This is a genomic window from Bartonella sp. TT29SHDZB, assembly GCF_042193395.1.
GTDB lineage: Bacteria > Pseudomonadota > Alphaproteobacteria > Rhizobiales > Rhizobiaceae > Bartonella.
This window is the reverse complement of sequence record NZ_JBHILQ010000012.1, coordinates 21,177-47,507: the sequence shown is the minus strand read 5'-3', so window position 1 is coordinate 47,507 and position 26,331 is coordinate 21,177. Positions and strand designations below refer to the sequence as shown.

The 26,331-nt window shown below is 37.0% G+C and carries 22 protein-coding genes, 1 tRNA gene and 4 pseudogenes; 8 read left to right on the top strand and 19 right to left on the bottom strand.

Features of this window, described 5'->3' with window-relative positions; genetic code table 11:
* The 3 pseudogenes from ACFIJJ_RS06765 to ACFIJJ_RS06755 all read right to left on the bottom strand — a co-directional run.
* A pseudogene (locus ACFIJJ_RS06765) lies at nucleotides 1–154 on the bottom strand (single-stranded DNA-binding protein); the annotation flags it as partial.
* Nucleotides 155–290: 136 nt separating this feature from the next.
* Nucleotides 291–668 (bottom strand): annotated as a pseudogene (locus tag ACFIJJ_RS06760) (XRE family transcriptional regulator).
* A gap of 18 nt (nucleotides 669–686) precedes the next feature.
* Nucleotides 687–1,025: pseudogene (locus ACFIJJ_RS06755) on the bottom strand (hypothetical protein).
* A gap of 359 nt (nucleotides 1,026–1,384) precedes the next feature.
* Between ACFIJJ_RS06755 and ACFIJJ_RS06750 the strand changes: the two are divergent.
* The 3 genes and pseudogenes from ACFIJJ_RS06750 (at nucleotide 1,385) to ACFIJJ_RS06740 (ending at nucleotide 2,868) form a co-directional block, all read left to right on the top strand.
* A complete protein-coding gene (locus ACFIJJ_RS06750) occupies nucleotides 1,385–2,011 on the top strand; it encodes a lambda exonuclease family protein (RefSeq protein WP_375646402.1) in 627 nt (208 codons plus the stop codon).
* Nucleotides 2,012–2,080: 69 nt separating this feature from the next.
* Nucleotides 2,081–2,569 (top strand): DUF488 family protein, encoded by a 489-nt coding sequence (locus ACFIJJ_RS06745; RefSeq protein ID WP_375646400.1) that lies wholly within the window; start codon nucleotides 2,081–2,083, stop codon nucleotides 2,567–2,569.
* 96 nt (nucleotides 2,570–2,665) lie between these two features.
* Nucleotides 2,666–2,868, top strand: a pseudogene (locus tag ACFIJJ_RS06740) (helix-turn-helix transcriptional regulator).
* Nucleotides 2,869–2,966: 98 nt separating this feature from the next.
* Here the strand turns inward: ACFIJJ_RS06740 and ACFIJJ_RS06735 are convergent.
* The 8 genes from ACFIJJ_RS06735 to rpmH all read right to left on the bottom strand — a co-directional run bounded on the left by ACFIJJ_RS06735 (nucleotide 2,967) and on the right by rpmH (nucleotide 9,799).
* Nucleotides 2,967–3,051, bottom strand: a tRNA-Leu gene (locus ACFIJJ_RS06735).
* Between the two features lie 128 nt (nucleotides 3,052–3,179).
* Entirely contained in the window at nucleotides 3,180–3,800 is a 621-nt protein-coding gene (locus ACFIJJ_RS06730; RefSeq protein ID WP_375623809.1) for a 2,3-bisphosphoglycerate-dependent phosphoglycerate mutase, read from the bottom strand.
* Between the two features lie 28 nt (nucleotides 3,801–3,828).
* Nucleotides 3,829–4,641: a 4-hydroxy-tetrahydrodipicolinate reductase gene (gene dapB / locus ACFIJJ_RS06725; RefSeq protein ID WP_375623811.1), complete on the bottom strand. Its 813-nt coding sequence runs from the start codon at nucleotides 4,639–4,641 to the stop codon at nucleotides 3,829–3,831.
* A gap of 1,212 nt (nucleotides 4,642–5,853) precedes the next feature.
* Entirely contained in the window at nucleotides 5,854–6,546 is a 693-nt protein-coding gene (locus ACFIJJ_RS06720; RefSeq protein WP_375623813.1) for a glutathione S-transferase family protein, read from the bottom strand.
* A 139-nt stretch (nucleotides 6,547–6,685) separates the two neighbouring features.
* A complete protein-coding gene (yihA, locus tag ACFIJJ_RS06715; RefSeq protein WP_375623815.1) occupies nucleotides 6,686–7,330 on the bottom strand; it encodes a ribosome biogenesis GTP-binding protein YihA/YsxC in 645 nt (214 codons plus the stop codon).
* Nucleotides 7,327–9,165, bottom strand: a complete 1,839-nt coding sequence (gene yidC / locus ACFIJJ_RS06710) for a membrane protein insertase YidC (RefSeq protein WP_375623817.1) — start codon at nucleotides 9,163–9,165, stop codon at nucleotides 7,327–7,329. Before yidC ends, yihA begins: the two co-directional genes overlap by 4 nt.
* Nucleotides 9,155–9,547, bottom strand: a complete 393-nt coding sequence (gene rnpA / locus ACFIJJ_RS06705; RefSeq protein WP_375623819.1) for a ribonuclease P protein component — start codon at nucleotides 9,545–9,547, stop codon at nucleotides 9,155–9,157. The genes yidC and rnpA overlap by 11 nt, the downstream gene beginning before the upstream one ends.
* Before the next feature lie 117 nt (nucleotides 9,548–9,664).
* Complete coding sequence (gene rpmH, locus ACFIJJ_RS06700) at nucleotides 9,665–9,799, bottom strand: 50S ribosomal protein L34 (RefSeq protein WP_005864709.1); 135 nt, start codon at nucleotides 9,797–9,799, stop codon at nucleotides 9,665–9,667.
* A gap of 575 nt (nucleotides 9,800–10,374) precedes the next feature.
* On the opposite strand from rpmH, the gene ACFIJJ_RS06695 reads away from it, so the two are divergent.
* Entirely contained in the window at nucleotides 10,375–11,436 is a 1,062-nt protein-coding gene (locus tag ACFIJJ_RS06695; protein ID WP_375623822.1) for an Mrp/NBP35 family ATP-binding protein, read from the top strand.
* Between the two features lie 486 nt (nucleotides 11,437–11,922).
* Here the strand turns inward: ACFIJJ_RS06695 and ACFIJJ_RS06690 are convergent, their stop codons facing one another.
* The 7 genes from ACFIJJ_RS06690 to ACFIJJ_RS06660 form a co-directional block, all read right to left on the bottom strand.
* Entirely contained in the window at nucleotides 11,923–12,714 is a 792-nt protein-coding gene (locus ACFIJJ_RS06690) for a pyrroline-5-carboxylate reductase (RefSeq protein ID WP_375646399.1), read from the bottom strand.
* A gap of 55 nt (nucleotides 12,715–12,769) precedes the next feature.
* Nucleotides 12,770–13,015 carry a hypothetical protein gene (locus ACFIJJ_RS06685; RefSeq protein ID WP_375607294.1) on the bottom strand — a complete coding sequence of 82 codons (246 nt, stop codon included), beginning with the start codon at nucleotides 13,013–13,015 and terminating at the stop codon, nucleotides 12,770–12,772.
* Nucleotides 13,016–13,118: 103 nt separating this feature from the next.
* Nucleotides 13,119–13,487, bottom strand: coding sequence for a YraN family protein (locus ACFIJJ_RS06680; RefSeq protein ID WP_375623865.1), 369 nt, complete (start codon nucleotides 13,485–13,487; stop codon nucleotides 13,119–13,121).
* Nucleotides 13,488–13,497: 10 nt separating this feature from the next.
* Complete coding sequence (gene rsmI, locus ACFIJJ_RS06675) at nucleotides 13,498–14,385, bottom strand: 16S rRNA (cytidine(1402)-2'-O)-methyltransferase (RefSeq protein ID WP_375623826.1); 888 nt, start codon at nucleotides 14,383–14,385, stop codon at nucleotides 13,498–13,500.
* Between the two features lie 2,038 nt (nucleotides 14,386–16,423).
* Entirely contained in the window at nucleotides 16,424–18,085 is a 1,662-nt protein-coding gene (locus ACFIJJ_RS06670; protein WP_375623828.1) for a 4Fe-4S dicluster domain-containing protein, read from the bottom strand.
* Nucleotides 18,086–18,088: 3 nt separating this feature from the next.
* Nucleotides 18,089–19,009 (bottom strand): electron transfer flavoprotein subunit alpha/FixB family protein, encoded by a 921-nt coding sequence (locus ACFIJJ_RS06665; RefSeq protein WP_375623830.1) that lies wholly within the window; start codon nucleotides 19,007–19,009, stop codon nucleotides 18,089–18,091.
* A gap of 51 nt (nucleotides 19,010–19,060) precedes the next feature.
* Nucleotides 19,061–19,807 carry an electron transfer flavoprotein subunit beta/FixA family protein gene (locus tag ACFIJJ_RS06660; RefSeq protein ID WP_375646398.1) on the bottom strand — a complete coding sequence of 249 codons (747 nt, stop codon included), beginning with the start codon at nucleotides 19,805–19,807 and terminating at the stop codon, nucleotides 19,061–19,063.
* A gap of 512 nt (nucleotides 19,808–20,319) precedes the next feature.
* On the opposite strand from ACFIJJ_RS06660, the gene ACFIJJ_RS06655 reads away from it, so the two are divergent.
* From ACFIJJ_RS06655 to ACFIJJ_RS06645, 3 genes are all read left to right on the top strand, one after another.
* Entirely contained in the window at nucleotides 20,320–21,123 is an 804-nt protein-coding gene (locus ACFIJJ_RS06655; protein ID WP_375623834.1) for a hypothetical protein, read from the top strand.
* Nucleotides 21,124–21,306: 183 nt separating this feature from the next.
* Complete coding sequence (locus ACFIJJ_RS06650; RefSeq protein WP_375623836.1) at nucleotides 21,307–22,227, top strand: sulfite exporter TauE/SafE family protein; 921 nt, start codon at nucleotides 21,307–21,309, stop codon at nucleotides 22,225–22,227.
* A 2-nt stretch (nucleotides 22,228–22,229) separates the two neighbouring features.
* A complete protein-coding gene (locus tag ACFIJJ_RS06645) occupies nucleotides 22,230–23,039 on the top strand; it encodes a TIGR02186 family protein (RefSeq protein ID WP_375623838.1) in 810 nt (269 codons plus the stop codon).
* A 22-nt stretch (nucleotides 23,040–23,061) separates the two neighbouring features.
* Here the strand turns inward: ACFIJJ_RS06645 and ACFIJJ_RS06640 are convergent, their stop codons facing one another.
* Nucleotides 23,062–23,343: a DUF6460 domain-containing protein gene (locus ACFIJJ_RS06640; RefSeq protein WP_375613505.1), complete on the bottom strand. Its 282-nt coding sequence runs from the start codon at nucleotides 23,341–23,343 to the stop codon at nucleotides 23,062–23,064.
* A gap of 1,075 nt (nucleotides 23,344–24,418) precedes the next feature.
* Here ACFIJJ_RS06640 and ACFIJJ_RS06635 point away from each other — a divergent pair.
* Nucleotides 24,419–26,044 (top strand): ABC transporter substrate-binding protein, encoded by a 1,626-nt coding sequence (locus ACFIJJ_RS06635; protein ID WP_375646396.1) that lies wholly within the window; start codon nucleotides 24,419–24,421, stop codon nucleotides 26,042–26,044.
* The last annotated feature ends 287 nt before the right edge of the window (nucleotides 26,045–26,331 follow it).

Below are 26,331 nucleotides of genomic sequence, written 5' to 3'. Positions count from 1 at the left end.
ATGCCATTCTGTTTTTTCTACTTTTTGATTGTTTTTTTATCCGTATAGCTTTCAGAAGTTGCCATACGAAAGTTGACCACTTCGGTTCCAGAATTCATTGTTTTGCTTTCGGGACTAGCACCAAGGTGCCCGATTAAGTCACTTTATTTAGTATGTTTGTAGCCCCATTAGAATAGCAATTTATGCATATAAAATCTTAGCATAATTTGCATATTTATTCAATTATTTCAAAAATGTATTATTGTTTTTTAATATATAAAATTATGTTTGCGGTGTATAAGATAAGGAGATCAAGGTATTCTATTCTGAGAGCACCGTTTTTTTCTACTTTCTCCATGAGTTTTTTGCTCTTTGTCAGATCTTATTGTGAAAGAGACTTCAAAAGTCTAACAAAGGTTCCAGAAACTTCATGGTTAAGTGTATCAGAAGAGTTCATTGTAAAATTCTTACGACAAATATAAGCTTTTTTTTTAAGAGAGAAACTATATCCTGATCTAAAGCGTACAGCTTGATAATTTTTTATTCCATTCCTACAGAAACAGATTTTTACTAATTTTTACAGAAGATAAAAATGCTATAGATACGCCTAATTTCTCAGCCATATCTAATAGACGCTCTATCCGATCAATACGAATTTTACATAAGGTTTTGCCAAATGGTGTAAGCATGTGATTAAAGCTCCTAATTCATACAATTAAACTGTTTTCGGTAATTTTTAGGCTTTTGTTGATCTCATCTATAAGAGGCTCGTAATTGAGAACGTTTTTCGGAACAGCTCCTCCATAAGCCCATGCTTTTACCTGCGCTTTGGTGCTAAAATTTGCCTTTTTGGGTACGGTGTAATACTGACCACCATCAAATTTTTCACATTCTCTTGTGACGTCTTCATATTCTTATTCTTAGAGGTTGTAAAAATACTCTGCCGCTCCGTCTCCCCAAGGAACATAACCAACAGCTGTTGCAACAAACTCTTTTTGCATTGGCTGTTTACGCTTTTTTAAGAACAGGTCTTTTAATATTTTCATGTTTTTAGTCCATAATTTTACCAATAGGTTAAATTACCTTAAATTTGACCGTACAGAGCGTTTTTATATTGCGATTTTTATCATAAAATCTTTAAATCGCTTTGTACGGTACCTTTTTGTCGATTTAAACGCACATCTAATCACAAAACCATCAGCACTTTTCACTATTTTGCTGTTTTAGCCACTTTTGAATTGCTACTGTTATGTTGCTCTTCACTAGTTTTGCCTATTCTCACGAATGAAATGCGCTTGCCTCCTAAAGCCAAATTACGGGTATTTTCACACTGCTATAAAAACTTTTTCAGTAGCACCATAAAGCCTGCTTTCTAAATCGCGACAATACTGCGCAAGATTAGCACATGAGGGAACAAACGACAGAAGAATGGTTTCAAGCGCGCTTGGGTAAAGTCACTGCTTCAAACGTTTACAAAGTACTGAGTAAGACAGCAAAAGGTTTGCCTACAAGCAAATATGAAGACTACAAAATCAAACTCATGACAGAACGCTTAATAGAGGGAATAAGCCAATCTTATACAACACCTGCTATGCAATGGGGCATTGAACATGAAGAGAATGCCTTAAGAGAATATGAATTCATTTATGACGCAGAAGTCACAAGATGCGGGTTTATCCCCCACCCCAAAATAGAAATGGCGGGGGCTAGTCCTGATGGGTTGATTGGAGAGGACGGTTTAATCGAAGTCAAATGTCCACAATCAACAACCCATCTTCGTTTTTTTATTTATGACGAAATCAAACCTGAATATATCGCACAGATGCAATTCCAAATGGCATGCACTGGACGCAAATGGTGTGATTTCATGAGCTATAATCCAAACTTTGTAGGCAAATCTACTGGTTTGAGAATGAAAATCAAACGCGTCCTCCGTGATGAGAAACACATTGAAGAGATCAATAAAGCGGTCGAAATCTTTTTAGGGGAAATAGAACAAGAGATGCAAAAGATTTTGGCAAAAGCTGCTTAAACCTATGGGGGTGCTCTCTCCTTCTCCTCTTTCCTAAGCACCCCCACCCATTTACCAAGGAAATTAAACGTGTGTAACACCAAACATATTATCATACAGCCTGCTAAAGATGAGGAATTTTGTTTTTTTACCATTGGCTATGAAGGTAAGTCCCTTGAGAATTATCTTAGTTGTCTCATAGAAAACAATATCAAAACTTTATGTGATGTTCGTAAAAATCCAATAAGTAGAAAACACGGATTTTCAAAAAGACAATTAGAGCAAGCTGTAAGCAACATTGATATTGAATATATGCATATACCTGAACTTGGAATTACTTCTGAAAAACGAAGAAATTTGAAAACACAAAAAGATTATGACCACCTTTTTGAAGATTATCAAAATACAACTCTCAAGAATAATTCTTGTGCAATAAATAAATTATATCAAATTTTTTTAAATAAAAAGCGTGTTGCAATCACCTGTTTTGAAGCCAATGTATGCATGTGTCATAGAGGACAACTCGCATTAGCTCTTACTCAATTGCCTGATTGGAAATATGAAATTGAACACATCTAAAAAATAAACTTGCAGATTTTTAAAAGTTGGAGTGCTTCACATGCCTTCCAGCCCCTCCGCCCATTTAATTAATATAAAAAAGAGAAAGGTAATGCGATGATATTTGATGATGGAGATAGATATGCAACGACACGTGAGTGTGTACAGCTTTTTAGTGTATCCACAACAACGATTCGCAATTGGGTGCTTCAGGGGTTGTTTCCGGAGCCATATAAGCTAGGGAGAGCAGTGAGGTGGAGAAAAAAGAGATCTTACCCTTTACTCCAAAGAAAAATAAGGAGCAAATAAGAACAAATTAGGTAAAGTTGTATAAACCGTAGAAGGTGGTCTAAAAAGTAGTCTAAAAATGGTTATTTAAAGAAAAAATCTATATATTTAATATGTTAAAGATACAAAATGGTGCCCAAAAGAGGACTCGAACCTCCACGCCTTACGGCACAGGTACCTGAAACCTGCGCGTCTACCAATTCCGCCATCTGGGCTTATAAAATTCATCTAAGCGCATGAAGAAACTCTGTCAATAAAATTATAGAATTTATTTTTTCAGCTTAAAACGATAGAATTGAATTTTTGAGGGAGATCATGATTTTAGAAGTTTAAGGTTAGAAGTTTAGGGTGTGAGGACTGTCTTTGATAAAATTGTTGAATCCGGATTAAATGTGTAAATAATAGGAATGCCGGTCGCTAATTCTTGAGATATAATTTCCTCACCAGTTAGACCTTCAAGCGCCATAATAAGAGCACGAAGAGAGTTTCCATGTGCTGCGATCAAAACAGTTTGGGAGCGCAAAATATGAGGCTGGATATGGTAAAGATAATAAGGCCAGATGCGCGCACCGGTGTCGCGTAGGCTTTCTCCATTCGGCGGCGCAATCGTATAGGAGCGGCGCCACATTTGCACTTGTTCTTGCCCCCATTGTTGGCGTACTTCATCTTTATTTAAACCAGAAAGATCACCATAATTACGTTCATTTAATGCGGGACTTTTTATCACTTCTAAATCTGATTGTCCCATTTGCTCTAAAATGTGCTGAGCGGTTTTTTGAGCTCTCTGTAAGGCAGATGTATAAGCGATATCAAACTTTAAACCATATTCTTTTAGTTTTTCTCCTGCTGCTATCGCTTCTGCATGACCTTTTTCTGTTAAATCGGGATCTTTCCAACCGGTAAAAAGGTTTTTGAGATTCCATTCACTTTGTCCATGACGAATGAGTACAAGTATGCGTCCCATTATGAATTGCCTCTATTCTATTGATTGTTTAAAATTCATCGTTCAATCCTAAAACATCGAACATTGAATAAAGACCGCTTTCATGATTTTGTGCCCATAAAGCTGCTTTTAATGCACCGTTGGCAAAGATAGAGCGTTCTTGCGCTGTATGTGAAAGAATAATGCGCTCATTGGAACCGGCAAAAATGACACTGTGTTCTCCAACAACTGTTCCACCACGTGAACAGGAAAAGCCAATGGTGCCTTTTTTGCGTTTACCTATATGACCATTGCGTTCGTTGACACCCACATTTTTAAGCATAACATTGCGCCCTTCAGCTGCTGCTTGGCCAAGAAGAATGGCTGTTCCAGAAGGGGCGTCAACTTTGTTCGCGTGATGCATTTCATAAATTTCGATATCAAAATCATCGGCTTCTAATGCTTTAGCGGCTTTCTTTACAAGGTTTGCTAAAAGATTTATTCCAAGGCTCATATTTCCGGATTTGACAATTGTTGTATATTTTGCAAAATTTGCAATTTTTTCTTCTTCTGTTTTGCTAAATCCTGTGGTGCCAATAATATGGACAAGGCTTTTTTGAGCAGCGTAGTTAGCATAAAGAATACTGGCTTCTGGTTGTGAAAAATCTAAAATACCTTCTGTATTAGAAAAGGCATTTTCGGGATTGTCAGTGATACTAATCCCAAGAGAATCAGAACCAATTAAGGCACTGGCATCTTTTCCTACAAACGGTGAGCCTTTGCGTACAAGAACAGCACAAAGCTCTACATCTCTCCTCTGCTGGATTGCTGTAATGAGTTCACGTCCCATTCTTCCATTTGCACCAACAACTGTAAGGCGCATTTTTATCTCCTTATGATACTTTACTGTGCAGTATAGGCAAATTCTTGCCTTCTTTCCAATGGTTCTTTTTCTTTATAGAAAAATTTTTTTCTGCTTTAATTTATCTTGTTGTGCTGTAAGATACTGTTGTTTAGAGCAAGTGATATAAGATCTACAAATTTAAATAGAGATGTTTTTCGTTAGAGGGGGTGATGAATATTCCTAAGTAAGGTTTGCTTATGAAACCTAATGAAGATTGTGTATTACTTTACGCTTTTGTTTCTTTCGTTCTGTAAGGGGGAGCGTTCTTCATGCAAAACAAGATCTCCCAAACAAAATAGACCTATGTTGTCAATTCATGCGCTTTTCTTAAAGAAATATTTATCAATTTTTCTAAACTTATTTTATGATAGTGTTCATGAGTGGTATCACGAGAGAGTATCCATAAATAATATAACATCTATTCTGCGCCACTATCTTTATGCTTCAGAAAAGAGAAAATCAGCACTATCATACGTTTTATTAGCCTTTAATGTTTTAATAATTCTTGGCACTTAGGCATTTTCATTCTTTTCTTTAATATTTTTTCACTTACCAATTTCATTTGTGACCCATAAGCAAGTGATTTTGATTGTTTCAAATGTGAGGAAGGTAATGAGAAAAAAGTATTTGGAATTGATGATTTAAGTTAAAAATGATTGTATATCAATATATTATCCATAAATAAAATCATGTAAAAAGGGAGTAAAAACAAGAGACTAACAAGAAGTTGGATTGTTTACACACGAGAGTTGGTCGGATTCTTCATCCTTGAGGAAAGTCAGTTGAAAAAATTGTTATGTTATAAAAACGCATAATGAGTTTTGTTTATTATAGAGCAAATAGTATATATATTATGCAATACATTTTTTCATATATTGGGGAGAATGGAGGATAACATGCGTTAAGTATTATTATTTTATTTGCCGATCTTCTAATAATGCTACAGCTCTTGTATTTAAAGAGAGTCTTTAAAATTCTTTCTTAAATACTTTCTCTCCCTGTACTAATCTTTTTTATGACATGACAAGAAAGTGACTTTTTTGATGCAATTATAAAGGGTCTTATTCTCTGTTAAATATAATTATAAATCAATGCATTATTGTATTATTTATATGAAATGCATAAAAATTCATAAACCTATAAATATCCTTTAGATAAAATATCACTTTTATTTTTGTTTGTGAGAGAAGGCTAGAAATCAAGATCTGCATAGTGAGCACTTGCAACAATTCCGCGGACGCGATCTGTTAAAAGAGAACGAAAAGAAGGGCGTGATTTAATTCTCATATACCAGTCTTTGGCAGCAGGAGATTGTTCCCAGTCAATTTCCCCTAGAAAGTCAAGTACAGAAATAGAGGCTGCTGCTGCTAGATCTGCATAGGACAAGGCAGAACCGACTAAACTATCGCGAGAGGCACAGAGCCAATTAAGATAGTTCATATGTGGTAAAATATTGGCACGTGCATTGCGTAAAATTTGTGAATTAGGAGCACCACCGCCAATGGCAAGTGGCATTTCACGTTTATGGATTCGTTCTCGTACGATATGGCGCGTTGCTTCATTTTCGAATTTATTTAAGAACCAGTCATTGAGACGGCGTACTTCCGCACGATCTAAAGGATTTTCCGGAAAGAGCTTATTTTCTTGTCGTAAACTTCCATGTATTTCGTCTAAATATTCACAGATAACAAGAGGGCCTGATAACGGAACTTCGTGTTCATCGAGAAAAACAGGAACATGACCAGCGGGATTGAGAGCTAGAAATTCGTGTCTTCTTGCCCATTCATATTCTTCAATCAGTTGAGTGGTTACACCATATTCCCCAAGAATGAGGCGTATGAAGCGCGAGGCAGCGGATAGGGGAGAGTGAAAAAGTGTTAGCATAATTTACACTATCAAATAGAGTTGAAGAAAATTCTTTCAAGTAATCATTTTTATAAAGATGCTTGACTAGAAGTACAAGATTATTAGCAGCTGCTAGCAATTATAATTAATAAATTATTAATAACTAGGAATTGTTCTCTTATGCGATGGTTTGCAAAATGGCAGCACGTAATTCTTCTAAACCGATAGCTTTTTCTGAAGAGGTTACAAGAAGCTCAGGATAAGCTGCTGGGCGTTTAAGAAGCTTTGTTTGTGTGCTCATAATTAATTTTTCCAAGGCATTTGATTTGATTTTATCGCTTTTTGTCAAAACAATTTGATAAGAAACGGCTGCTTTATCAAGGAGAGCAAGAACATCTTCATCATTATTTTTGATTCCGTGCCGTGAATCAATCAAGATATATACACGTTTTAACGTTGTGCGCCCCCGTAAATAGCTAAAAATCAAATTTGTCCACGCATCAACCAGATTTTTAGGAGCAGCAGCGAAACCATAACCAGGCATATCTACTAATGCTAGAGGGGGAAGGTCTCCTAGTTGCCCACTGAAGCCATCGGGGACAAAATAATTAAGCTCTTGAGTCCGTCCTGGTGTATTTGAGGTACGTGCTAAGCTTTTTTGTTGGACGAGTGCGTTAATTAAAGATGATTTTCCAACATTGGAACGTCCTGCAAATGCAATTTCCGGTGGTCCTTCGGGGGGAAGAAAGCGTATTGCTGGTACACCACGAATAAAAATCCAATTGCGAGAAAAAATTCCAGAAAGGGAAGAATCTCTTGTCATTCACGCACTTCTTTTTTGGGTGATCTTCTCCAGATGGCTTTCAGATTATCAAAAAGCTCAATTTTGACGCCTTGGCGCTTCATCATGATACCTTGCTGAATGATTGATAATATATTGTTCCATGCCCAATAGATGACGAGACCAACAGGGAAAGAGGCGAGCATAAAAGTAAAGACAATAGGCATCCATGTGAATATCATCGCTTGGGTTTGGTCTTGAGGAGCGGGGTTCATACGCATTTGCAAAAACATCGTTATTCCCATAATCAAAGGCCATGCACCAATCATAAGAAATGTTGGCGTTGTATATGGCAAGAGACCAAACAAGTTAAAAAGAGAAGTTGGATCGGGTGCCGCTAAATCTTGAATCCAGCCAAAGAAAGGCGCATGGCGCATTTCAATGGTGATATAGAGAACTTTATAAAGAGCAAAGAATATTGGGAATTGAACCAACATTGGCCAACAACCGGCAAGGGGATTAATTTTTTCGGTTTTATACAGGTCTATTATTGCTTGTTGTTGTTTGGTTCGGTCATCGGGATATTTTTCTTTTATTTCTAGCAACCGCGGTTGTATAAGCTTCATACGTGCCATAGATTTATAAGATTTATTGGCTAGAGGGAAAAGAAGTGTTTTTAAGAGTACTGTGACAAGAAGTATGGCGATACCAAAATTTCCTGTTTGCTTATAAAGAATATCAATGAGAGAAAACATTGGTTTGGTGATGAAATCAAACCAGCCCCAATCAATTAAAAGAGCAAACTTTTTGATTTTTAGGTTATTTTGATAATTATTAATAATTTCAACTTGTTTTGCACCAGCAAAAAGACGATTAGTAACAGTTTTTGTTTCATTTGGGGCAATCGTTAAAGGCGACCCTAGCAAGTCAGATTGATAATGTGTTTGCAAACGATCAAAATAAATAAAACGGCTTGTATATTCTTTATTTTGCGGGGGAATGACTGCTACGGCCCAATATTTATCGGTAATACCAATCCAACCTCCTGTTACTTTAGAGAAGGTCATGCTCTTTTGCCCATTATCAGGATTTGGATCAAGTTCTGCTAAGGTTTTATATTTTTCAGTTTTGAGCGAATCTCCCGCAATTCCTATCATCCCCTCATGAAGCAAATAGGTTGCATTTGTATGTTCTGGTGGCGCTGCACGTGCAACGCGGGCATAGGATGAGAGATATATTGGTTGATCACCTTCATTGCTGATAGAATCCTCAATGGTAAACATGTAATGATCATCAACAGAAAGGGTACGGCGGAAGATTTGTCCCTGTCCATTATTATAAATTAAAGTGATGGGTGTTGAAGGAGTCAGGATTGTATTATTTCCCTCTATTTGCCATTTTGTATCCGATTGAGGTAAGGCTTTTGCTGGCAAAGACGCACTTGCAAAACCAAATTCAGCAAGGTAGGTCGTTTTAAAACCTTTAGGGTTTAGCAAATCGATTTCCGGTGATTTTTTATCGACTGTTAAACGATATTTTTTGAGGTGAAGATCATCGAATTGTGCACCAACAAGATTAATAGAGCCTTCTAGTTCATTGGTTTTGATCGCAATACGTTCTGTTTTGGCCAATACAGCTTTCCGAATTTCAGGTGTCATTGGCTGTTCGATGATAGATGTAGCTTGATGCGTTGAGGCATCGTCAGAAAAATCCGTCGTGGTAGTAGCAAGAGCTGATTGTTGTTTTGACAATTGCTGTGTGACGATTTGTTGTTTTTGTAACTTTGCTTGTTTGGGAGCAACATGAAGAAATTGCCATGCGATGAGCACTACGAAAGATAAGCCAATAGCGATAAAGAAATTGCGGTTATATTCCATCCGTACACCCTTGTTGTTGTTTCTGATGTTTTATTTTTGGTTTTATTCGCCGATTTAACTCACTAATTAAGGATGTAAAAGGCGCATGTAACACATCACGGTACGCTACAATGACATAATCTGTTCCTGCTTCTAGGTGGTTTGTTACACCAACTCTCACGGCTTCACGCAAGCGCCTTTTAATACGATTACGTTTCACAGCATTACCGTTTTTACGGGTAACAGTGAAGCCTACGCGTGCAAAAAGAGAATCTTTTTTTTCTGTTGTTTGTTTACGAGATTTAACTTCGAGCAGAAATAAAGGACCACGTCGTTTTTCTCCTGTACGGACAGCCAAAAAATCTGCTCTTTTGCGAATACGACAGGGATGTTTTTTCTTCATAAAAGAACATTTCGCAATTTCACTAAATGCCTGCAAGCAGGCATTAGAGGTTCATAATGAAAGTTTCACAACGAAGAAATGATGAGAAATCCTCAATAGTTGTGAATATTTAAATGGTTAAGCAGAGAGCCGCTTACGTCCACGAGCACGTCTTGCAGCAATAACTTTACGTCCTCCAGCTGTGGCCATGCGTGCACGAAACCCATGGCGGCGTTTACGGACAAGTTTAGAGGGTTGGTAAGTACGTTTCATTTATTTAAATACCGCGGAGTGCGGCCCTTCTTAATCTTCGTTTTATGAGCAGTTATGCACGAGATAAACAATTTTATCCTATCATACGGCTGTTAACCCATAAGGAAAAATATAAAAAAAGTCAATCTTAGAATGTTTTTCTCTCCCTTGAAAGAATACAAAACACCTTAATAACTGTCTGTGACACTTTTTGTAAAATACTGTAAGGGTTTCAGAAAATAACGATTGAATCTACAAAAAACAAATGACTAGGGCATTAAAGAATTAAAGAAAGTGTGACTGATTACTGTATGCCAATTTAAAATATCCTTTAATATTAAAAGTTTTTTTACAAAATTTTTATCAGAATATTCATTAAATTGATTGTAGCATAAACATGATTGATAGGATTTTATATCAGATTTTATGTTTGAGCTTCTTTATTTAAGGATAGTTTCATATTTTTAAAGAGATAAGATATAAGTAATGTACACTTTATAATGCTGAGTAAAGTAGAAAATTATCAGGTGATAAGCCTGTAAGTGTTTTCGTTCTTATGCTTGTATTTGCTGGTATTTTTATAGAGAGGAAAGAACGTGAATCCTATCACAAGTGAGGCTGTCCGCAATGTGTTACGTACAATCAAAGGACCAGATCTTGAAAGCGATATTGTGTCGTTGGGGCTTCTTTCAGAAATATTGATTGCTGATGGAAAGGTTTTTTTTTCCATTACAGTTCCTGAGGGAGGTGTGCAAGAATGGGAATCATTGCGTCGTTCTGCTGAAAAGATGGTATGTGCCTTGGAGGGCGTGGAATCTGTTGTTGTCACACTTACAGCTGAAAAAACAACAAAGGCTGCATCTAGACGGAGAGCAAATCTCTTACCGATCAAAATGCCCATAGAAGGTGTGCGGCATGTGATTGCTGTTGCTTCTGGAAAAGGAGGGGTAGGAAAATCTACGATGGCAATAAATATCGCCTTAGCTTTACAAGATTCTGGTTTCAAGACGGGGGTGATGGATGCTGATATTTATGGTCCTTCGTTGCCACGTTTGACAGGACTTGTTAATCAAAAACCACAGCTTATTGGAGAAAAAAAGCTTCAACCTCTTGAAAAATTTGGACTGAAATTGATGTCGATGGGATTTTTGGTGGAGGAAGAAAAGCCGGTGGTCTGGCGCGGTCCTATGGTTATGGCAGCTGTAACGCAATTGTTACGAGATGTTGTATGGGGCCCTTTGGACGTTTTAGTCGTTGATATGCCGCCCGGTACAGGGGATGCACAATTAACGCTTGCCCAACAGGTACAATTAACAGGTGCGTTGGTTGTTTCTACGCCCCAAGATCTTGCTTTAGTGGATGCGCGTAAAGCGATAGAAATGTTCATGAAAGTTAATGTTCCTATTCTAGGACTCATTGAGAATATGAGTTATTTTATCGCTCCTGATACGGGAAAACGCTATGATATTTTTGGCTATGGTGGTGCACGGGCAGAAGCAGAACGTCGAGAAGTCCCTTTCTTAGCGGAAATACCGCTTGATGCAGCTTTAAGATTTTCTTCAGATGAGGGGGTCCCTATTTTTGTTGCTAAGCCTACTGAAGAGCTTGCTAAACTGTATCGTAAAATTGTTGATCAAATAAAAAATAAATTCTTTTGAAGATATGTTTGTTTAAGAGAATTTGCTAAAATATAATCATAAAAGACATAAAAATAGGTGTAACCTTTGTAAGGGTAAAGGGAAGCCTTAATGTTTGAGTGGAGTATAGAGGTGACAAACAAAAAGTTAGTCATGCACTTGGGTAATCTGAAGAACGGGGACTTAATCGGGGCGGTTGGAGCAGTGAGGTGAAAAAGATGTTGGCATTGATGCGAAAAGAAGAAGACAGAAAATGAAAATAATTGAGGAAAATTGTAAAAGGTTATAAAAAATATTTAACAATCACTTTTTTACGATAAAAACAGCTTGAAGATCAATCGGAAGATTGATCCCTATTCATTTAAATTACAAGGGATGGGCGTTTAAAAAGCTCGTTTATCTTGCTCTTGAAATGTGTATAGCAGATAATGTTATCAATCCATATTCAAGAAAAACTCAATAAAAATACCAATAACTTTCTCTTATTGAGAGGATAAAAAATGCTGGTCAAGCCTTTTTAGAAGCATTTATTTTTTGAAAAGTAGCTTCAATAGCCGTTGTTAAAGCACTTCTTCCCCCTTGATGAGAAAAACAATTTGACAAAAATTCATTTGTTCCCCCCTTTGTTGAAAACTCTTTTTCAAGTCGTGCAAAATCGAGAGATGTAGAACAATCTGTTGCTATAATTTTACGCATTTCATCTGTAAGATTGCCAAACATCATGGTAAGAAATTCTGCTGATTGCTGTTGTTTTAACCCCTGTGTTATAAACCATTGATGGGCTGTCTCTAAAAAATTAAAATATACGCCCATAAGTGAACCAGCAGTCATAAAAAGATTAAACTGCTCTTCCTTATCTAGTACCAATGTACCCCCCAATGCATCAAATAGAGCACGTAAAAAGGGATGATCGGGATAAATTGGTGTCAAATTTTTACACTCTGCGACAAAAGGTAGAGGAACAGCACGATAAACTTTATGGTTGATCCATTTTTCCACTTCTGCTGCTTTTGCCATAGCAAGTACGGAAATAACCAGCTGTTCTGGACGAAAGCGAAGAGAACGCAAAACGCTTTCTGCAATTTGGTTAGGCAAGCAAAGAAAAACACAATCACTCACATCGAGCAACGCTTGGTTATTTTCAGCAATCATAACCTTATCATACGTGTGTGAAAGATGCTCTGCTGTTTGTGCATTGCGCGGTGAAACAATAATGGAAGAAATGTCAAAGGTGCTTGTCATGAGGCCATTGACCATTGAAGCACTGATTGTGCCCGTTCCCAAAAAGCCAAGTTTCATTTCTCTTCCTCAGTTTTATATTTTAAAAGGAATCTCAATTAACAGTTTATGTGTTTTAACTAACATAAATGCTAATTGAGGAAGCAACACATAAAATAGCAAGAATAATCAAGCCCAAATAGACTTTTGGTTTGTCAAACAGAACGGCAAAAGCAGAAAACCAACCAACAATAGCTGCGGCTAATGCAAATAAAAAACCTGGTTTATTCATAAGTACAATATGCATTGCCATTAAACCACCAATAATCAGCGCTCCAAAAACAATGAGCAAACCTGTTGCAAACTTTTCATAATCATCCATATTTCGCTCCTTATAGCGCTCAAATTGTTATACACTTTTTAACGCATATGCATATAAAAACGAAACGTTTTTTATAGAGTATGGTTAAAACGGAAGGGGCCTTTTATTGATCAGATGTAAAAAATGCAGGGATATGCTGTGGCCAACGCCAAGGTAAAATTGCAATTAAATCAAAGCGTACAGACAAAAGGGCATAATCTTTTTGCCGTGCAAGCCAAATATCGGCAGCTGCTTCAATTCGCCTTTCATTCATTCGGGAAACCGCTTCCATTGCTTCAGCTAATGTTGAACGTGCTTTGACTTCAACGATTAAAATCAAATTTCCACGTCGTGCAATTAAATCAATTTCCCCACATTTTGTTTTAAAACGCCTTTCGGCAATGTGAAACCCTTTGCAACGTAGCCACCAAGCTGCCAATTTTTCTGCACGAACCCCTCGATAAAAAGACTTTTGCCTCCGTTTTTTTTGTATAGTCTTAATTTTATGCATTTTTTAAAAAATTTAACCGCTGAAAAAGTTCCTGTTTTTTAAAACCGGTCTTTTTTGCAACCAAAGCTGCTGCCTGAGCAGCAGAATGTGTCCGCGAGAGTTTTAATAACATTTCATCAACTTCTTGATCACTCATCACGTTTAAAGAAGAAGATGATTCTCCAACAAGTACAACAATTTCTCCACGAATATGTGATTGTTTTTTGTAAGATTCCAACAAATTCCCCAAATTGGAAGCATCCACTGTTTCAAACTTTTTTGTTAATTCACGACAAATTGCGGCAGGTCGATCAGCCGAAAAAAGCGTGACCATATCCTGTAAAGTTTCAACAAGACGATGCGGTGATTCATAAAAAATCAAAGTCGCTGGAATCTCTTTTAATTGTTCCAATCGTTTTTGACGCTGTCGCTTGCGTGCACTCAAAAAACCTGCAAAGAAAAAGCTATCCGTAGGAAGCCCTGTTGGTATAAGAGCGGTTAAAAGAGCTGATGCTCCAGGGATCGGAATAATTTTATGACCAGCTTTACGTGCCTTTTCTACCAATCGAAATCCGGGATCAGAAATAAGTGGCGTTCCCGCATCGGAAACAAGCGCTACCGTTTTATTTTCTGCCAAAGCGGCTAAGAGCTTCGGCCCCGCTTTTTGCGCATTATATTCATGATAAAGAAAAGTTTTTTTCTGAATACCATAACGTTGCAACAAAACACGTGTTACCCGCGTATCTTCACACGCTAAAATATCAATTCCTGCAAGCACTTGCAAAGCACGAAGCGTAATATCTGCAAGATTTCCAATAGGCGTTGCTACAAGATAAAGCCCTGGTTCTATAACGGGGGCAGAATAAGCATGCGCACCTATAAAATATGCTTTTTCACACATGCTCTTTTCTTTTCATCAAATTCCCCTCACCACAAGATTTTTATTCATACTCATAAGCTTTATAAGCCATTTTTGTTCATTTTTTACCAGTACATTTTTTATCATTACAAAGGCTTACTTTGCTCGAATAGTTGATACTCCCACAATACAATAGTTTTACCTTCATATTCACTAACATTATCATCTGTTTTGGTCAGCATGATCTTTTTCAAAAAAACAGACTCCAGATGTATCCAATATCCTATCAGCTCTATAATTTTCTATAAAGTTTTTCCTTTGAGAACCAAAAACAATTTTACCTGTGCCTATATTTCACGCTTGGTTGTGCTCTTTTACAAGCTAAACTTTCTCAATTATTTCCATAACGCCCATCTTTCAAATGCTCTATTGATATTCAAACTGTTCTTCTGAGTAAACGTCAGCAGATCCTTTTAAAACACAAACAACTCGCTATATCGTTATTGATCAAATATAAGCCCTTCTTAGCAAAATATTTCATTTTGTCCTATTCTCTTCCCCCTTAACAGATATAAAGAATATCTTAAAAACTTTCAAGGTTCATTTTTATCTTAATTATTTGATTTATAATGGATAATTTGTTATTTTTTGCCTATAGAGTAGGCGCCTTAAATATCGTAAAATTATCTCATTTTAACGCCTCTTATCATCAATGAATTAAAATCATTTGTATGCATCACAAGGAGGATTGGTGTGTCGTTGAAGATGAGTAAAAAAGGAGTAAAATGCCTTTTTGAGCTCTCTTAAAGCAAAGGCTATCGCAACATTGGAGTTAGCAAAGAAAGTGATGCTGCCGGTTTATACTTTTTATTGCGTAAATATGGAACTATTCATTTACGAGAATACGAGATATTTTTCTCAAGATTTATCGCGAAAGAATTGTTCGATATATATTGAGAGCTATCTTTTAAAAATAAATCCATAGATAAGCAATACAAGTTTGTTTTAATTTTGGGCGTTTTATTTTTTTGAAGGATATGCTCCCATAAAAAATGCAAGTCATAAAAGCAGGGATAATACGTAATCTCTCTTTTTTAAAAGATAGTGTGATGTTTTTGAAAGTCGTAAAACCGCATGAAAAGATGATGATAAAGATGTGAAACAGATTTCTTCCTTTCAGACCTCATATTCTTACTCAGTGAAGCTGTATTTTCATTTCAGGGAAAATTTAAATAGAATATGCAAGATTTTTGCTCAGGATACAAAAGTTGGAATGACTCGCTTTCATTCACCTTTATCTTTCTTTCATATATGCCGCTTGTGTTCGATTTGGATGTTGATTTACAAGCTACAGAGAAAGTACAAGCTTTATAAAGAAAATACGCTATAAAACGCGTAATAGAATGGTCATGAATTGGAAAGACATTTAGGTTTTGTCAGATATTATTTCCAATAATGATAGCGCTTATGGCTTTTTATTCTTATGGTGTTTTTACACATTCTTTGCATTCCATCTGTAAAGGTTAGATGCAAGACAATGTATAGACTACCCTTGATTTGAGCGTAAAAAGTTTATGTGATACTTAGATTTGGGGATATCTTTATCAGTAGAAACATTGAGAGTGATTAAATAAGCATGCTCTGTGTCATGCAATATTTTCTTTTTTCTACATTCATCCGTGGTCTCCTTTAGTGAAAATTGCTTGGCAAAGGATAGGAGATAAAACAAACTCGAAGCATATCTCCATGGGTTTTATTCTTGGCTTTTTGAAACGATGGAGTTTTCTTTGAGGGGGATAAATCCATTTTGGATCATGGGGGAGGGAGCAAAGTAGAGCCACAGCTTTGCCTTTGTACAGACTGTTGAGAGCAGTGTCTGTATTTTTATAGCAGAATGGTCAAGATATCTTCATTCTTGTTTTTTTATTGAAAAAAGTCATGCAGTGAGGAGAGTATTTTATATGAGAATAGAGTCCATTTTACATTATGAAAGAACCTATATAGGAAGATGATTGATAGATTTCTGATCTGAGGGAAATATTTCAATTTAGGAGAAAGAACAATAATCATATAGTGAGGGTTACATATTAGGATAGAAGGGGCCCTCATTGCCTTGCGGACAGGTCCAAGTGATATTTTGGTTCGGATCTTTGATGTCGCATGTTTTACAATGTATGCAATTTGAAGCGTTGATCATATAAGTCAGATGGTCATTATCCTCTAGCCATTCGTAGACAGCGGCGGGGCAATAGTTTGTGGAAGGTCCTCCGTAGATTGCATATTCAGAGTCCTTTTGTTTTTTTAATGAGGCTATTTTTAAATGGCAAGGTTGATTTTCTTCATGGTGTGTATTGGAAAGGGCAACACTTGAAAGGCGATCAAAGGTTACAACACCATCTGGTTTTGGGTAAGCAATGGGTTGAAATTTTTTTGCAGGTTCAAGGCATGCATAATCTTCTTTTCCATGGGAGAGTGTTTTAAATAAGGAAAATCCGAACAGTTGTTGCCACCACATATCAAAACCGGCAAGTTTAATTCCATATTTTGTCCCATATTTTGCCCAGAGTGGTTTGGCATTTCGCACTTTATAAAGATCTTTGCCAATGAGCCCTTTTCGCCACTGTTCTTCGATTTCTTTCACCTCATCATGGGCACGCCCTTGTGCAAGAGCGGTAGCGATTTTATCGGCAGCTAATATGCCAGATAAGATGGCATTATGTGATCCTTTGATACGCGGAACATTAACAAATCCAGCAGAGCAGCCAATAAGTGCTCCACCAGGAAAGGTGAGTTTTGGTACAGATTGCCAACCTCCCTCGCTGATAACACGTGCACCATAGGAAAGACGTTTTGCACCTTTGAAGATTTCATAGAGTTTTGGATGTGTTTTAAAACGTTGAAATTCTTCAAAGGGAGAAAGATAAGGATTTTTGTAATCTAAGTGTACAACAAAACCGACAGAAATGATATTGTTTTCTTGGTGATAAATAAAGCCACCACCCCCGGTATTATTGTCTAAGGGCCAACCGGTGAAATGTTGTACTAAACCGCGTTGGTGTTTGTGGGGATCAATTTCCCAGAGCTCTTTGAGACCAAGACCGAATTTTTGTGGTTCACGGTTTTTGCTAAGATTAAAATGTTGTATCAGTTGTTTTGCAATTGAGCCGCGTGCTCCTTCCGCAATTAAAGTATATTTTGCCAATAAAGCCATACCAGGCATATAATTTTTTCCGTGGCTTCCATCTTTGTTAAGCCCCATATCACCGGTGAGAACACCAATGATCGCTCTGTTATCGTTTTGAATGGTCTCTGTTACGGCAAAACCAGGATAGATTTCAACACCCAATGCTTCAGCTTTTTTGCTTAGCCAGCGGCAGACGTTTCCAAGCGAAACGATATAACACCCGTCATTTGATAAGATTTTGGGATGCAAAATATTGGGAAATATTGTAGCCTTTTGAGGTTTTAGAAAAAAAAACTGGTCACGGGTAACAAGGGTCGTGAAGGGATGGTCATTGTCATTTCGCCATTCTGGTAAGAGTGTATTGATACCAATGGGGTCAACAACTGCGCCAGAGAGGATATGTGCACCAACTTCGGTACTTTTTTCAATAATTGCGATAGAAAGCTCAGGGTTAATTTGTTTCAAACGAATTGCGGCAGAAAGCCCTGCAGGTCCTGCTCCGACAATGACTATGTCAAACTCCATACTTTCACGCTGGTCATGCAGAGGTGCTTTCATGGTTTATAAAGCTTTCTCCAATTCTGGAATAATTTGATGGAGGTCACCTACAAGAGCATAATCGGCAATTTGCATGATGGGAGCTTCTTCATCTTTATTAATGGCAACAATAATTTGTGCATCCATTATACCGGCTAAATGTTGGATTGCACCGGAAATGCCAACGGCAATATAGAGTTCAGGGGCAACGACTTTTCCTGTTTGTCCAATTTGCCAATCATTGGGCGCATAGCCTGCGTCCACTGCTGCGCGACTGGCACCCAAAGCGGCATTTAATTTGTTTGCAAGGGGAAGAAGAAGTGCCATAAATTGCTCTTGAGAACCAAGACCGCGTCCGCCTGATATAATAACACGGGCTGAGGTAAGATCAGGACGATCACTTTTGTTGGTTTCTTCTTTTACGAAAGAAGAAAGATTTGGATTGGCAGCTGGCGTTATTGTTTTAATGGGAGCAGAATTATTTTGGGAAGGTGTTGGTGTGAAAGAAGCGGTGCGAACTGTTATAATCTTTTTGTGATCATTGGTGCGTACAGTTTCAAATGCATTGCCTGCATAAATTGGTCGTTTGAAAGTATCGGGAGAAAGAACGGCGGTAATATCTGAAATTTGCATAAGATCAAGAAGAGCTGCTACGCGTGGCATCACATTTTTCCCAGTGCTGCTGGATGCAGCCATGATCACATCGTAATCATTTGCTAATGTGAGAATTGTGTCTGCTATAGGTTCGGCGAGTTGATGGGCTAAATAGTCTGCTTCGGCAATAAGAATTTGCCGCACACCATTAAGTTTAGCACTGTTTTCCGCTATCGTTTGAATTTTTTCTCCGCAAAGCAAAATATCGATATCGTTACTGAGTGCGCGCGCTGCGGTGAGTGCTTTTGCGGTTTCTTCTATATTATGATCGGCCAATAAAAGAGTTGCCATAAATTTTTGCCTTTTTATGTGAGTGTTGCTTTTACGCTAATGGTGAGAATATTAAATGCAGTTTTTTTGTTTTAGCGCACTGACAAGCTCTTCTACATTCGCTACTTTAATACCAGATTGACGGGGGTTGGGTTCTTCAACGCTTAAAATTATTAAGCGTGCTTTCGTATCGATGCCAAGATCAGTCAGCGCTTTTTGTTCAATGATTTTCTTTTTTGCTTTCATGATATTAGGGAGAGAGGTGTAGCGCGGTTCATTGAGCCGTAGATCGGCGGTCATAACCATGGGAAGGGGAAGAGAAAGGGTTTGTGTTCCATTATCAACTTCACGAATAACTGTCGCATGCCCATTTTCTATGTTAAGATGTGAGGCAAAAGTTGCCTGTCCCCACCCAAGAAGAGCGGCGAGCATTTGTCCTGTTTGGTTGCTATCGTCATCAATCGCTTGTTTTCCTAAAAAGACCATATCAGGTTTTTCTTCATCAACAATGGCTTTGAGAACCTTAGCAATTGCTAAGGGTTCAAGTGTTTGATCCGTGGTGACAAGAAGTGCGCGATCAGCCCCCATTGCAAGTCCTGTTCGTAGAGTTTCTTGGGCTGCTTCTGGTCCAATTGAAACAAGAACAACTTCTGAAATTTTACCGGATTCTTTCTGGCGAATTGCTTCCTCTACGGCTATCTCATCAAAAGGATTCATAGACATTTTTACGTGAGACAGATCAACGCCTGTGCTATCGGGCTTGACGCGTATCTTGATGTTATAATCCACAACACGTTTGACAGCGACAATTATTTTCATGATGATCCTCTTATTTGTATGAATACAAGTCTATAGGAATACTCATAAGAAACAAAATTGTTTAGAATGGAGTCTCATTTATAACTTGTGTTTTCTTTCATATAAGCTTTTTTTACGTTTACTTGTACTTTCTTTTCGTCATTTTCAATTTTCATATCTTTTGCATTGCCATAATTGCCTTATTTGCTTGAATAAAAAGTAAAAAAATCAATTTGTTTTGTGAGAATATTCTTTTTTCATTTTATATGCTCTGTTTATGATGGTGCAATAGGGGCTTTATGCAATGAAAAATAAGTGAAAAAAATAAAAATGAGAGAATGATTTTGCTTTTCAAATCTTGAAGGAAGAAAAATTAAAAAGCCTTCTTTCAAATATTTGGGGTGAAGATAGGGCAAAAATATTTCTGGAAAAAAGTTTTTTAGCGTTCTTAAAGCTCTATTTACTAAAATAGAGCACACTTTACTCATCATTTGTGCGATTCTTTTCAGAAAGTTAATGAGGGGTAAGCGTTTGTGAATACGAAGGGTCATACGATCAATCAGGTTAGGAACGATAAATTCTCTTCTTTTGTTGAGCAGAAAGAGAGAAGGGATGCGCCTATGGACGTAACGATGTCTGATATTGCTCAAAAATTACGCACTGTTCATGCACAAATGCAAATGAAGCATTCTTCCCGTTCTTTGATACAGCAGGGGTCTTTAGAAGAGCATTTTAAATCTTACTTAGATGATATTAGTCGGGCCATTTTGGCTGAATATTATATCCGTCGTCAAAGGGAAAAAAAGCTTTTCCAGTCTTTAGAGCAGATTAAAACAATTGTTCAAAGTTTGCAGAGTGAAAAAAAGAGCTTAGAAGAAGCAGCACTAACACGACGTGGTCCTCGTTCAAAATCACCTGATTCTGTTGTACAAAAACTTGCTCATATGGAATGTGAGGGAAATAAAGAACGTTTATCACTTCAAAAAGTTCAAAATTTTTCGAGACAAAACGGTATAATTCCACTCCAAACAAATGTTGAAAATGCGGTGCAGAAAGAAAATAAAAGCTCTTTGCTAAATAATACTCTGAAACCTTCTTTTCAAAAGGTTGAGGGAGCCGTAGAGTGTGCTGTGATAGAAGAAAAGGATATGGGTGTTCAGGCACCTAATCATTGCATTGAAAATGATTTTTCTTCTTTAAAGGGGCAGTCACGGGGGAGTGTCTCGTTTTTATCTCATTTGGTAAAAAAAAGTGTTCTTTGTTTTTTAATCGTTGCATTTATGGTAGCGATAACGTTATGTCTTTACAGCTTTTTAAAAGGAGCTCGCTTTTTTTAGTTTTTATGATGTTGATGTTAATAGATGTGAAATGTATTGCGCATTCGTGGATTATGCGAAAGTTGTATAGCAACTAAAATTATCCTTTTAAACACGCAACAAAGATTATTAGAAAAAGAGGATAATTGGAGAAAGATTTTTCCAATTGTTAAAAAGCCTCAGATTATCTTGAAGGTTCTGTAAGTGAGTATTTATTTACCAATTGCTGAAATGTCACTCAATATGCTGATTTTGATTGGTATGGGAGTCGTTGCTGGTTTTTTTTCTGGTCTTTTTGGAATTGGGGGCGGTTTTCTTATTACACCTTTATTGATTTTTTATAATATCCCTCCTGCTATTGCTGTTGGAACAGGTGCAAACCAGATGATTGCGTCATCTGTAACAGGGGCGATTACACATTTTAGAAGACGTACGCTCGATATCAAACTTGGTATTCTTTTGGCGATTGGAGGAGGGGGTGGTTCTTTAATCGGGATTCAAATTTTTTCTGTTTTAAAAAAATTAGGTCAATTAGACTTAATGATTTCCCTTCTTTATGTAATTCTTCTTGGAAGTGTAGGAAGCTTGATGATTGTTGAAAGTTGGTATGATATGATGCGCAAGCGTAAGGCAGGAAAAGCCAATATTCGTCTTGCGGGTCGACATAACTGGATTCATCGCTTACCGTTAAAAATGCGTTTTCGGACATCTATGATATATGTCAGCATTATTCCAGTTTTAGGGATTGGTCTCATTGTGGGGTTGTTGTCTTCTATTATGGGAATTGGTGGGGGGTTCTTTATGGTACCAGCATTGATTTACCTTCTGCGTGTTCCAACCAATGTGGTGATTGGAACTTCACTGTTTCAGATCACATTTGTGTCTTCTTTCACGACAGTCTTGCAAAGTATGACTCATCAGTCCGTTGATATTGTCCTAGCTTTTTTATTAATGCTGGGAGGCAGTATTGGTGCGCAATATGGAACACGAGCTGGACGGAAGTTAAAGGCCGAACAATTACGTATGGCACTTGCATTTTTGGTGTTGATTGTGTGTATGCGTCTTGCTTTTCAATTATTTATACGCCCTGATAATCTTTTCTCTCTGGATGTTCTTATGAGATAAAAATGGGTAGATTATTTTCTTTATGCATTATTACAAGTTGCTTTTGTTTTGTTTCTTTTTCCTCATGGTCACATGTTGGGACGACAGCGACATTCATTGATCAAGTTGATCACGAAACTGTCCAAATTATCGTAACAACGAATACGATTACTGTGGATACAAATTTTGCTGGTCGTGATCTTTATATTGCTGGTGTTTTAGAAAATGTTGATCCATTATATTCTCGACAGAACCGTTATGATGTTGTTGTAAGCTTGGAGGGACAAGACCGAACAATGGTGATGCGAGAAAAAAAACGTAATGCTGGTGTATGGGTTAATACAGATTCTCTTATTTTTAAAAAGGTTCCTCTTTTTTACTCTATGGTTACAACGCGTGAAATTGACGATATTACGAGCATTGAAGATTATAAACGCTTAGGGTTAGGGTTACTCTATTTGCCATTGCAGACGGATGAACAAGATCAGAAAAAAATACAGATCTTTCGCGATGAACTTATAAAATTGCAAAAAGCTAAAAACCTTTATTATGAGGAAGTAGGGGGTGTTCGTTTTGGTTCTGACACGCTTTTTACTGCACATTTTCGTTTGCCAACCAATATTCCTGTTGGACATTATAAGGTCCGTGCTTATCTTTTTCGTGATGGACAGTTTATTGATAGTGCAACAACGACTCTTGAAATTGTTAAAGCACATATTGCTTATACAATTTTTTATGCAGCGCACAAGTATCGTTTTTTATATGGTATTGTTGCAGTGATTATTGCTATTACTACAGGATTTTTATGTCGTTTGATTTTTCGAAAAGATTAACGCAAGGAAAATGTTAAGGCTTTTATTTTTTATGAAAAATTCGTAAGATAAGAAAAATAGGCACAACAACAATAGCTCCCGTCATAGTTATATGGAAGAAATTTGTAAGCGTTATAAATCCTGCTTCCCATAGTGATTGAAAAAAATCTACTATTTTTTGTATGAGGTTTCGAGGTGTCCATCCCAAAAAATTCATTACGATGCCAATGAAGAATGAAAGAATAAGCAATTTTAGACTAACGCGGCTTAATTTTTCTCCAAGAAACGCATGAAAAGAATTTAATAATTTTTTTTTTCGCTTCATTCTAAGATACTTTCGAAGATCGTGTTTTTTATTGTATTATCATAGTACAGCGATGTTAATATCATAAAGGAAAAACATTTTTTTATTTTTTCTTACTTTTTGTAGTTTATCACCTTATTCTGGTTAACAGTGCTGGTTTTTGAAATATACACATGTTTTATTGCATTTTTTGCGATATTTTCATGGCACTTTTTTATGAAATGAAGGAATATCCTTTGTTTCTGAAAATTTGTAGAGAAATTTTATAACGTTTCGACATTTTTTATCAGAGTGAGAGTTTTAGTCTATTGAAGATTTTGTAACGAACTTATTATTGTCGTGTATAGAAATAATATTTTAAGACAGTTTACTTAAAAAAAGACTATCTATTCTGATAATGGTGTGCTTATATAGGTATTATATTTAGGTATTTCAACCTTAGTGCATTGAAAAGATATTTTTTACTGAAAAAATGTAAGCAATGAATTGAGTGTTGTTAAAGGAGCAGAGGTATTTAAAATACGATGTGGAAAAAAGTTTTGTTATGTGTGGGTGCGTAAAGGAATATCAGGGGGAGCCCATGCTCCTTTTATTTAGAAATAAAATATAATTTAAAAGCTGTTATTTGGCAGAGGATTATGGAAAAATTCAAAATTCCTCTTGTAGGGGGAGGAGGTCATGTCGGTTGATGGGTGAATTTTCCTGTTTTTTTAAATGTCAAATTGTTAGTAGAGATCTTTGTTATTAAGGCGCTTAAGCTAACAAGGAAGAGTCTTTTGATGGCATAAAAAGGCGAAAGGAAAGAAGAGCAAGCTTACCCGACAAAAGAGAGAAAATAGTGGTTTTATAGTCTTCAATCGTAGGCGTTATGACATCATGAATAGGCTCTGTTATGGGGGAGTATTCATTGTATGTCAGAGTGTTTGTTGTTGCATGTTTTGGTATAGGGATGGGTAGAAGTCCGTGGTTGGTAAGTGGTGTTGTTTGAAGGTTTTAATACTTTGTTTGAGGCGCTTATGGATCATCTAACCTTATTATTAAAGCATGTGCTTGTTGTGTGGGAAATTTATATAGTAAACTTTAAAAGGAAAAGTCTATGAACTTGAAGAAAAAAATATTACAAAATAGCAGCTCTCTTGTTTCTGCTTTTATAGCTTTGGCGATGGTTGCACAACAAGTTTCAGCAAAAACACCCGCTGATACCCTTGTGATGGCTTGGAATCTTGACGCAATCAGTACATTTGATCCTGCGCAGCTCAATGATGTTTATGGAAGTGAAATTGTTCGCAACGTTTGTGATAACTTGATCAGTGCTGCGACAGATGATCCTGCTAAAATGGTTCCTGCTTTAGCAACGCATTGGGATGTTTCAGGTGATGATCACAGTACGGTGATTACTTTTCATTTGCGTGATGGTTTGAAGTTTAATAATGGCAGATCAGCCAATGCCAATGATCTTGTTTGGGGTATGAAGCGGGTTGTCAAATTGAAGATGGGTAATGCGGCAATTTTTAATGAATATGGAATTGTAGAACAAAATGTTGATGATGCTTTGCAAGCTCCTGATAAGAAAACAGTTGTGATGAAATTTGATAAACCTTATCCAGCAGAACTTATTCTTAATAATATTGTTGCAAGTCCTGCAACAGCTTTGCTTGATCGTAACACGATTATGAAACACGAAAAAGATGGTGATTTGGGAAATCAGTATTTGAAGAGTCATGCTGCTTGTGTTGGTCCTTATCAGTTAAAAAGTTGGCGCCCTGGAGAAGCTCTTTTGTTGCGTGCAAGCTCTCACTATTGGGGACAAGCGCCTAAACTGAAGCAGATTTTAATTCGCCATGTTGCAGAGCCCGGAACACAACGTTTGTTGTTGCAAAAGCACGATATTGATGTTGCTCGTAATTTGACACCTGAAGATCTTGCAGATCTGCAAAAAACAACAGATGTTAAAGTTGAAAGAGTGTTAGTGCCAACTATGATGTACTGGGGATTCAATACGACGAATCCTATTTTTGCTAAAGAAAAAGTGCGCTTGGCGATGCGTTATCTCATAGATTATGAAGGTCTTGGCAAGAAGCTTCTCAAAGGTGTTGGTGTTCCACGGGCCAGTTTTATTCCTCTTGGCAACTTTGGGGCTTTAGATGAAAAAGAAGGGCAACCCTTTACATTTAATATTGCAAAAGCCAAGCAGCTTTTAGCAGAAGCTGGTTATCCGAATGGATTTGAGGCAAATTTTCTCGTATCAAATGCTCCTTATAGGGTGTTAGTTGCTCAGTCACTCCAAGATAGTGCCGCAAAGGCAGGGGTGCGTCTTAAAATTGAACGGATGGCCGGTACACAGTTGTTTTCTAAACTTTATGCACGGGCTTTTGATACGATTTTTGTCGGATGGAATAACGATTCTGCGGATCCGCATACAATGGCTTCACGTCTTGTTTATAATCCAGATAATCGGCTTGAGGCTAAAAATACAGCCTATCCTAGTTGGCAGCATGGGTATTTGGATGAAACGATGAATCAAAAAGTTGAAGAAGCGTTGTTTCAAAAAGATCCGCAAAAACGAGCGCAACTCTATGCTGATTTACAACGTGAATTGATGCAAAAAGGACCTTATGCGTTTATCTTTCAGAAATATACCGTTATCGCGATGACGCCTGATATCAAAAAGTGGGTTTGGAATAGTGCGCCACATATTTTTTATAGTAAAATTGAAAAATAAGAGTGTCTTCAATGCTGTTCAATAGATAAAGGGCATTGTCATGATATATTCGGCGTATTGTATAAATTTTAAGCTTTGCAATGCGTCGAAGATCATAAGTAATGCGTGATATATTGTTGAATATCTTTTCAAGACATTCGTTTAAAGAGATTTTTCATTCTCATTATAGGTGTATTGAAGTGGATGTTAAGATCGATATTTCAATTTCTCTGAATTAGAAAGAGGTCAATTTATTTGTTAAAAAACTGAGTATAACATAAAGAACGAAGTGTAACAAATGTCGCGGA

Coding starts and splice junctions, on each gene's coding strand:
- dapB (WP_375623811.1), bottom strand. CDS start 4,641: ATGCGCCTTACAGTTGTTGGTGCAAATGGAAGAATGGGACGTGAACTC.
- ACFIJJ_RS06660 (WP_375646398.1), bottom strand. CDS start 19,807: ATGAAAATAATTGTCGCTGTCAAACGTGTTGTGGATTATAACATCAAG.
- rsmI (WP_375623826.1), bottom strand. CDS start 14,385: ATGTGTGAAAAAGCATATTTTATAGGTGCGCATGCTTATTCTGCCCCC.
- ACFIJJ_RS06730 (WP_375623809.1), bottom strand. CDS start 3,800: ATGGGACGCATACTTGTACTCATTCGTCATGGACAAAGTGAATGGAAT.
- ACFIJJ_RS06665 (WP_375623830.1), bottom strand. CDS start 19,009: ATGGCAACTCTTTTATTGGCCGATCATAATATAGAAGAAACCGCAAAA.
- ACFIJJ_RS06690 (WP_375646399.1), bottom strand. CDS start 12,714: ATGAAACTTGGCTTTTTGGGAACGGGCACAATCAGTGCTTCAATGGTC.
- ACFIJJ_RS06645 (WP_375623838.1), top strand. CDS start 22,230: ATGGGTAGATTATTTTCTTTATGCATTATTACAAGTTGCTTTTGTTTT.
- ACFIJJ_RS06635 (WP_375646396.1), top strand. CDS start 24,419: ATGAACTTGAAGAAAAAAATATTACAAAATAGCAGCTCTCTTGTTTCT.
- ACFIJJ_RS06640 (WP_375613505.1), bottom strand. CDS start 23,343: ATGAAGCGAAAAAAAAAATTATTAAATTCTTTTCATGCGTTTCTTGGA.
- yihA (WP_375623815.1), bottom strand. CDS start 7,330: ATGACAAGAGATTCTTCCCTTTCTGGAATTTTTTCTCGCAATTGGATT.
- ACFIJJ_RS06670 (WP_375623828.1), bottom strand. CDS start 18,085: ATGAAAGCACCTCTGCATGACCAGCGTGAAAGTATGGAGTTTGACATA.
- ACFIJJ_RS06685 (WP_375607294.1), bottom strand. CDS start 13,015: ATGGATGATTATGAAAAGTTTGCAACAGGTTTGCTCATTGTTTTTGGA.
- rnpA (WP_375623819.1), bottom strand. CDS start 9,547: ATGAAGAAAAAACATCCCTGTCGTATTCGCAAAAGAGCAGATTTTTTG.
- ACFIJJ_RS06720 (WP_375623813.1), bottom strand. CDS start 6,546: ATGCTAACACTTTTTCACTCTCCCCTATCCGCTGCCTCGCGCTTCATA.
- yidC (WP_375623817.1), bottom strand. CDS start 9,165: ATGGAATATAACCGCAATTTCTTTATCGCTATTGGCTTATCTTTCGTA.
- rpmH (WP_005864709.1), bottom strand. CDS start 9,799: ATGAAACGTACTTACCAACCCTCTAAACTTGTCCGTAAACGCCGCCAT.
- ACFIJJ_RS06750 (WP_375646402.1), top strand. CDS start 1,385: ATGAGGGAACAAACGACAGAAGAATGGTTTCAAGCGCGCTTGGGTAAA.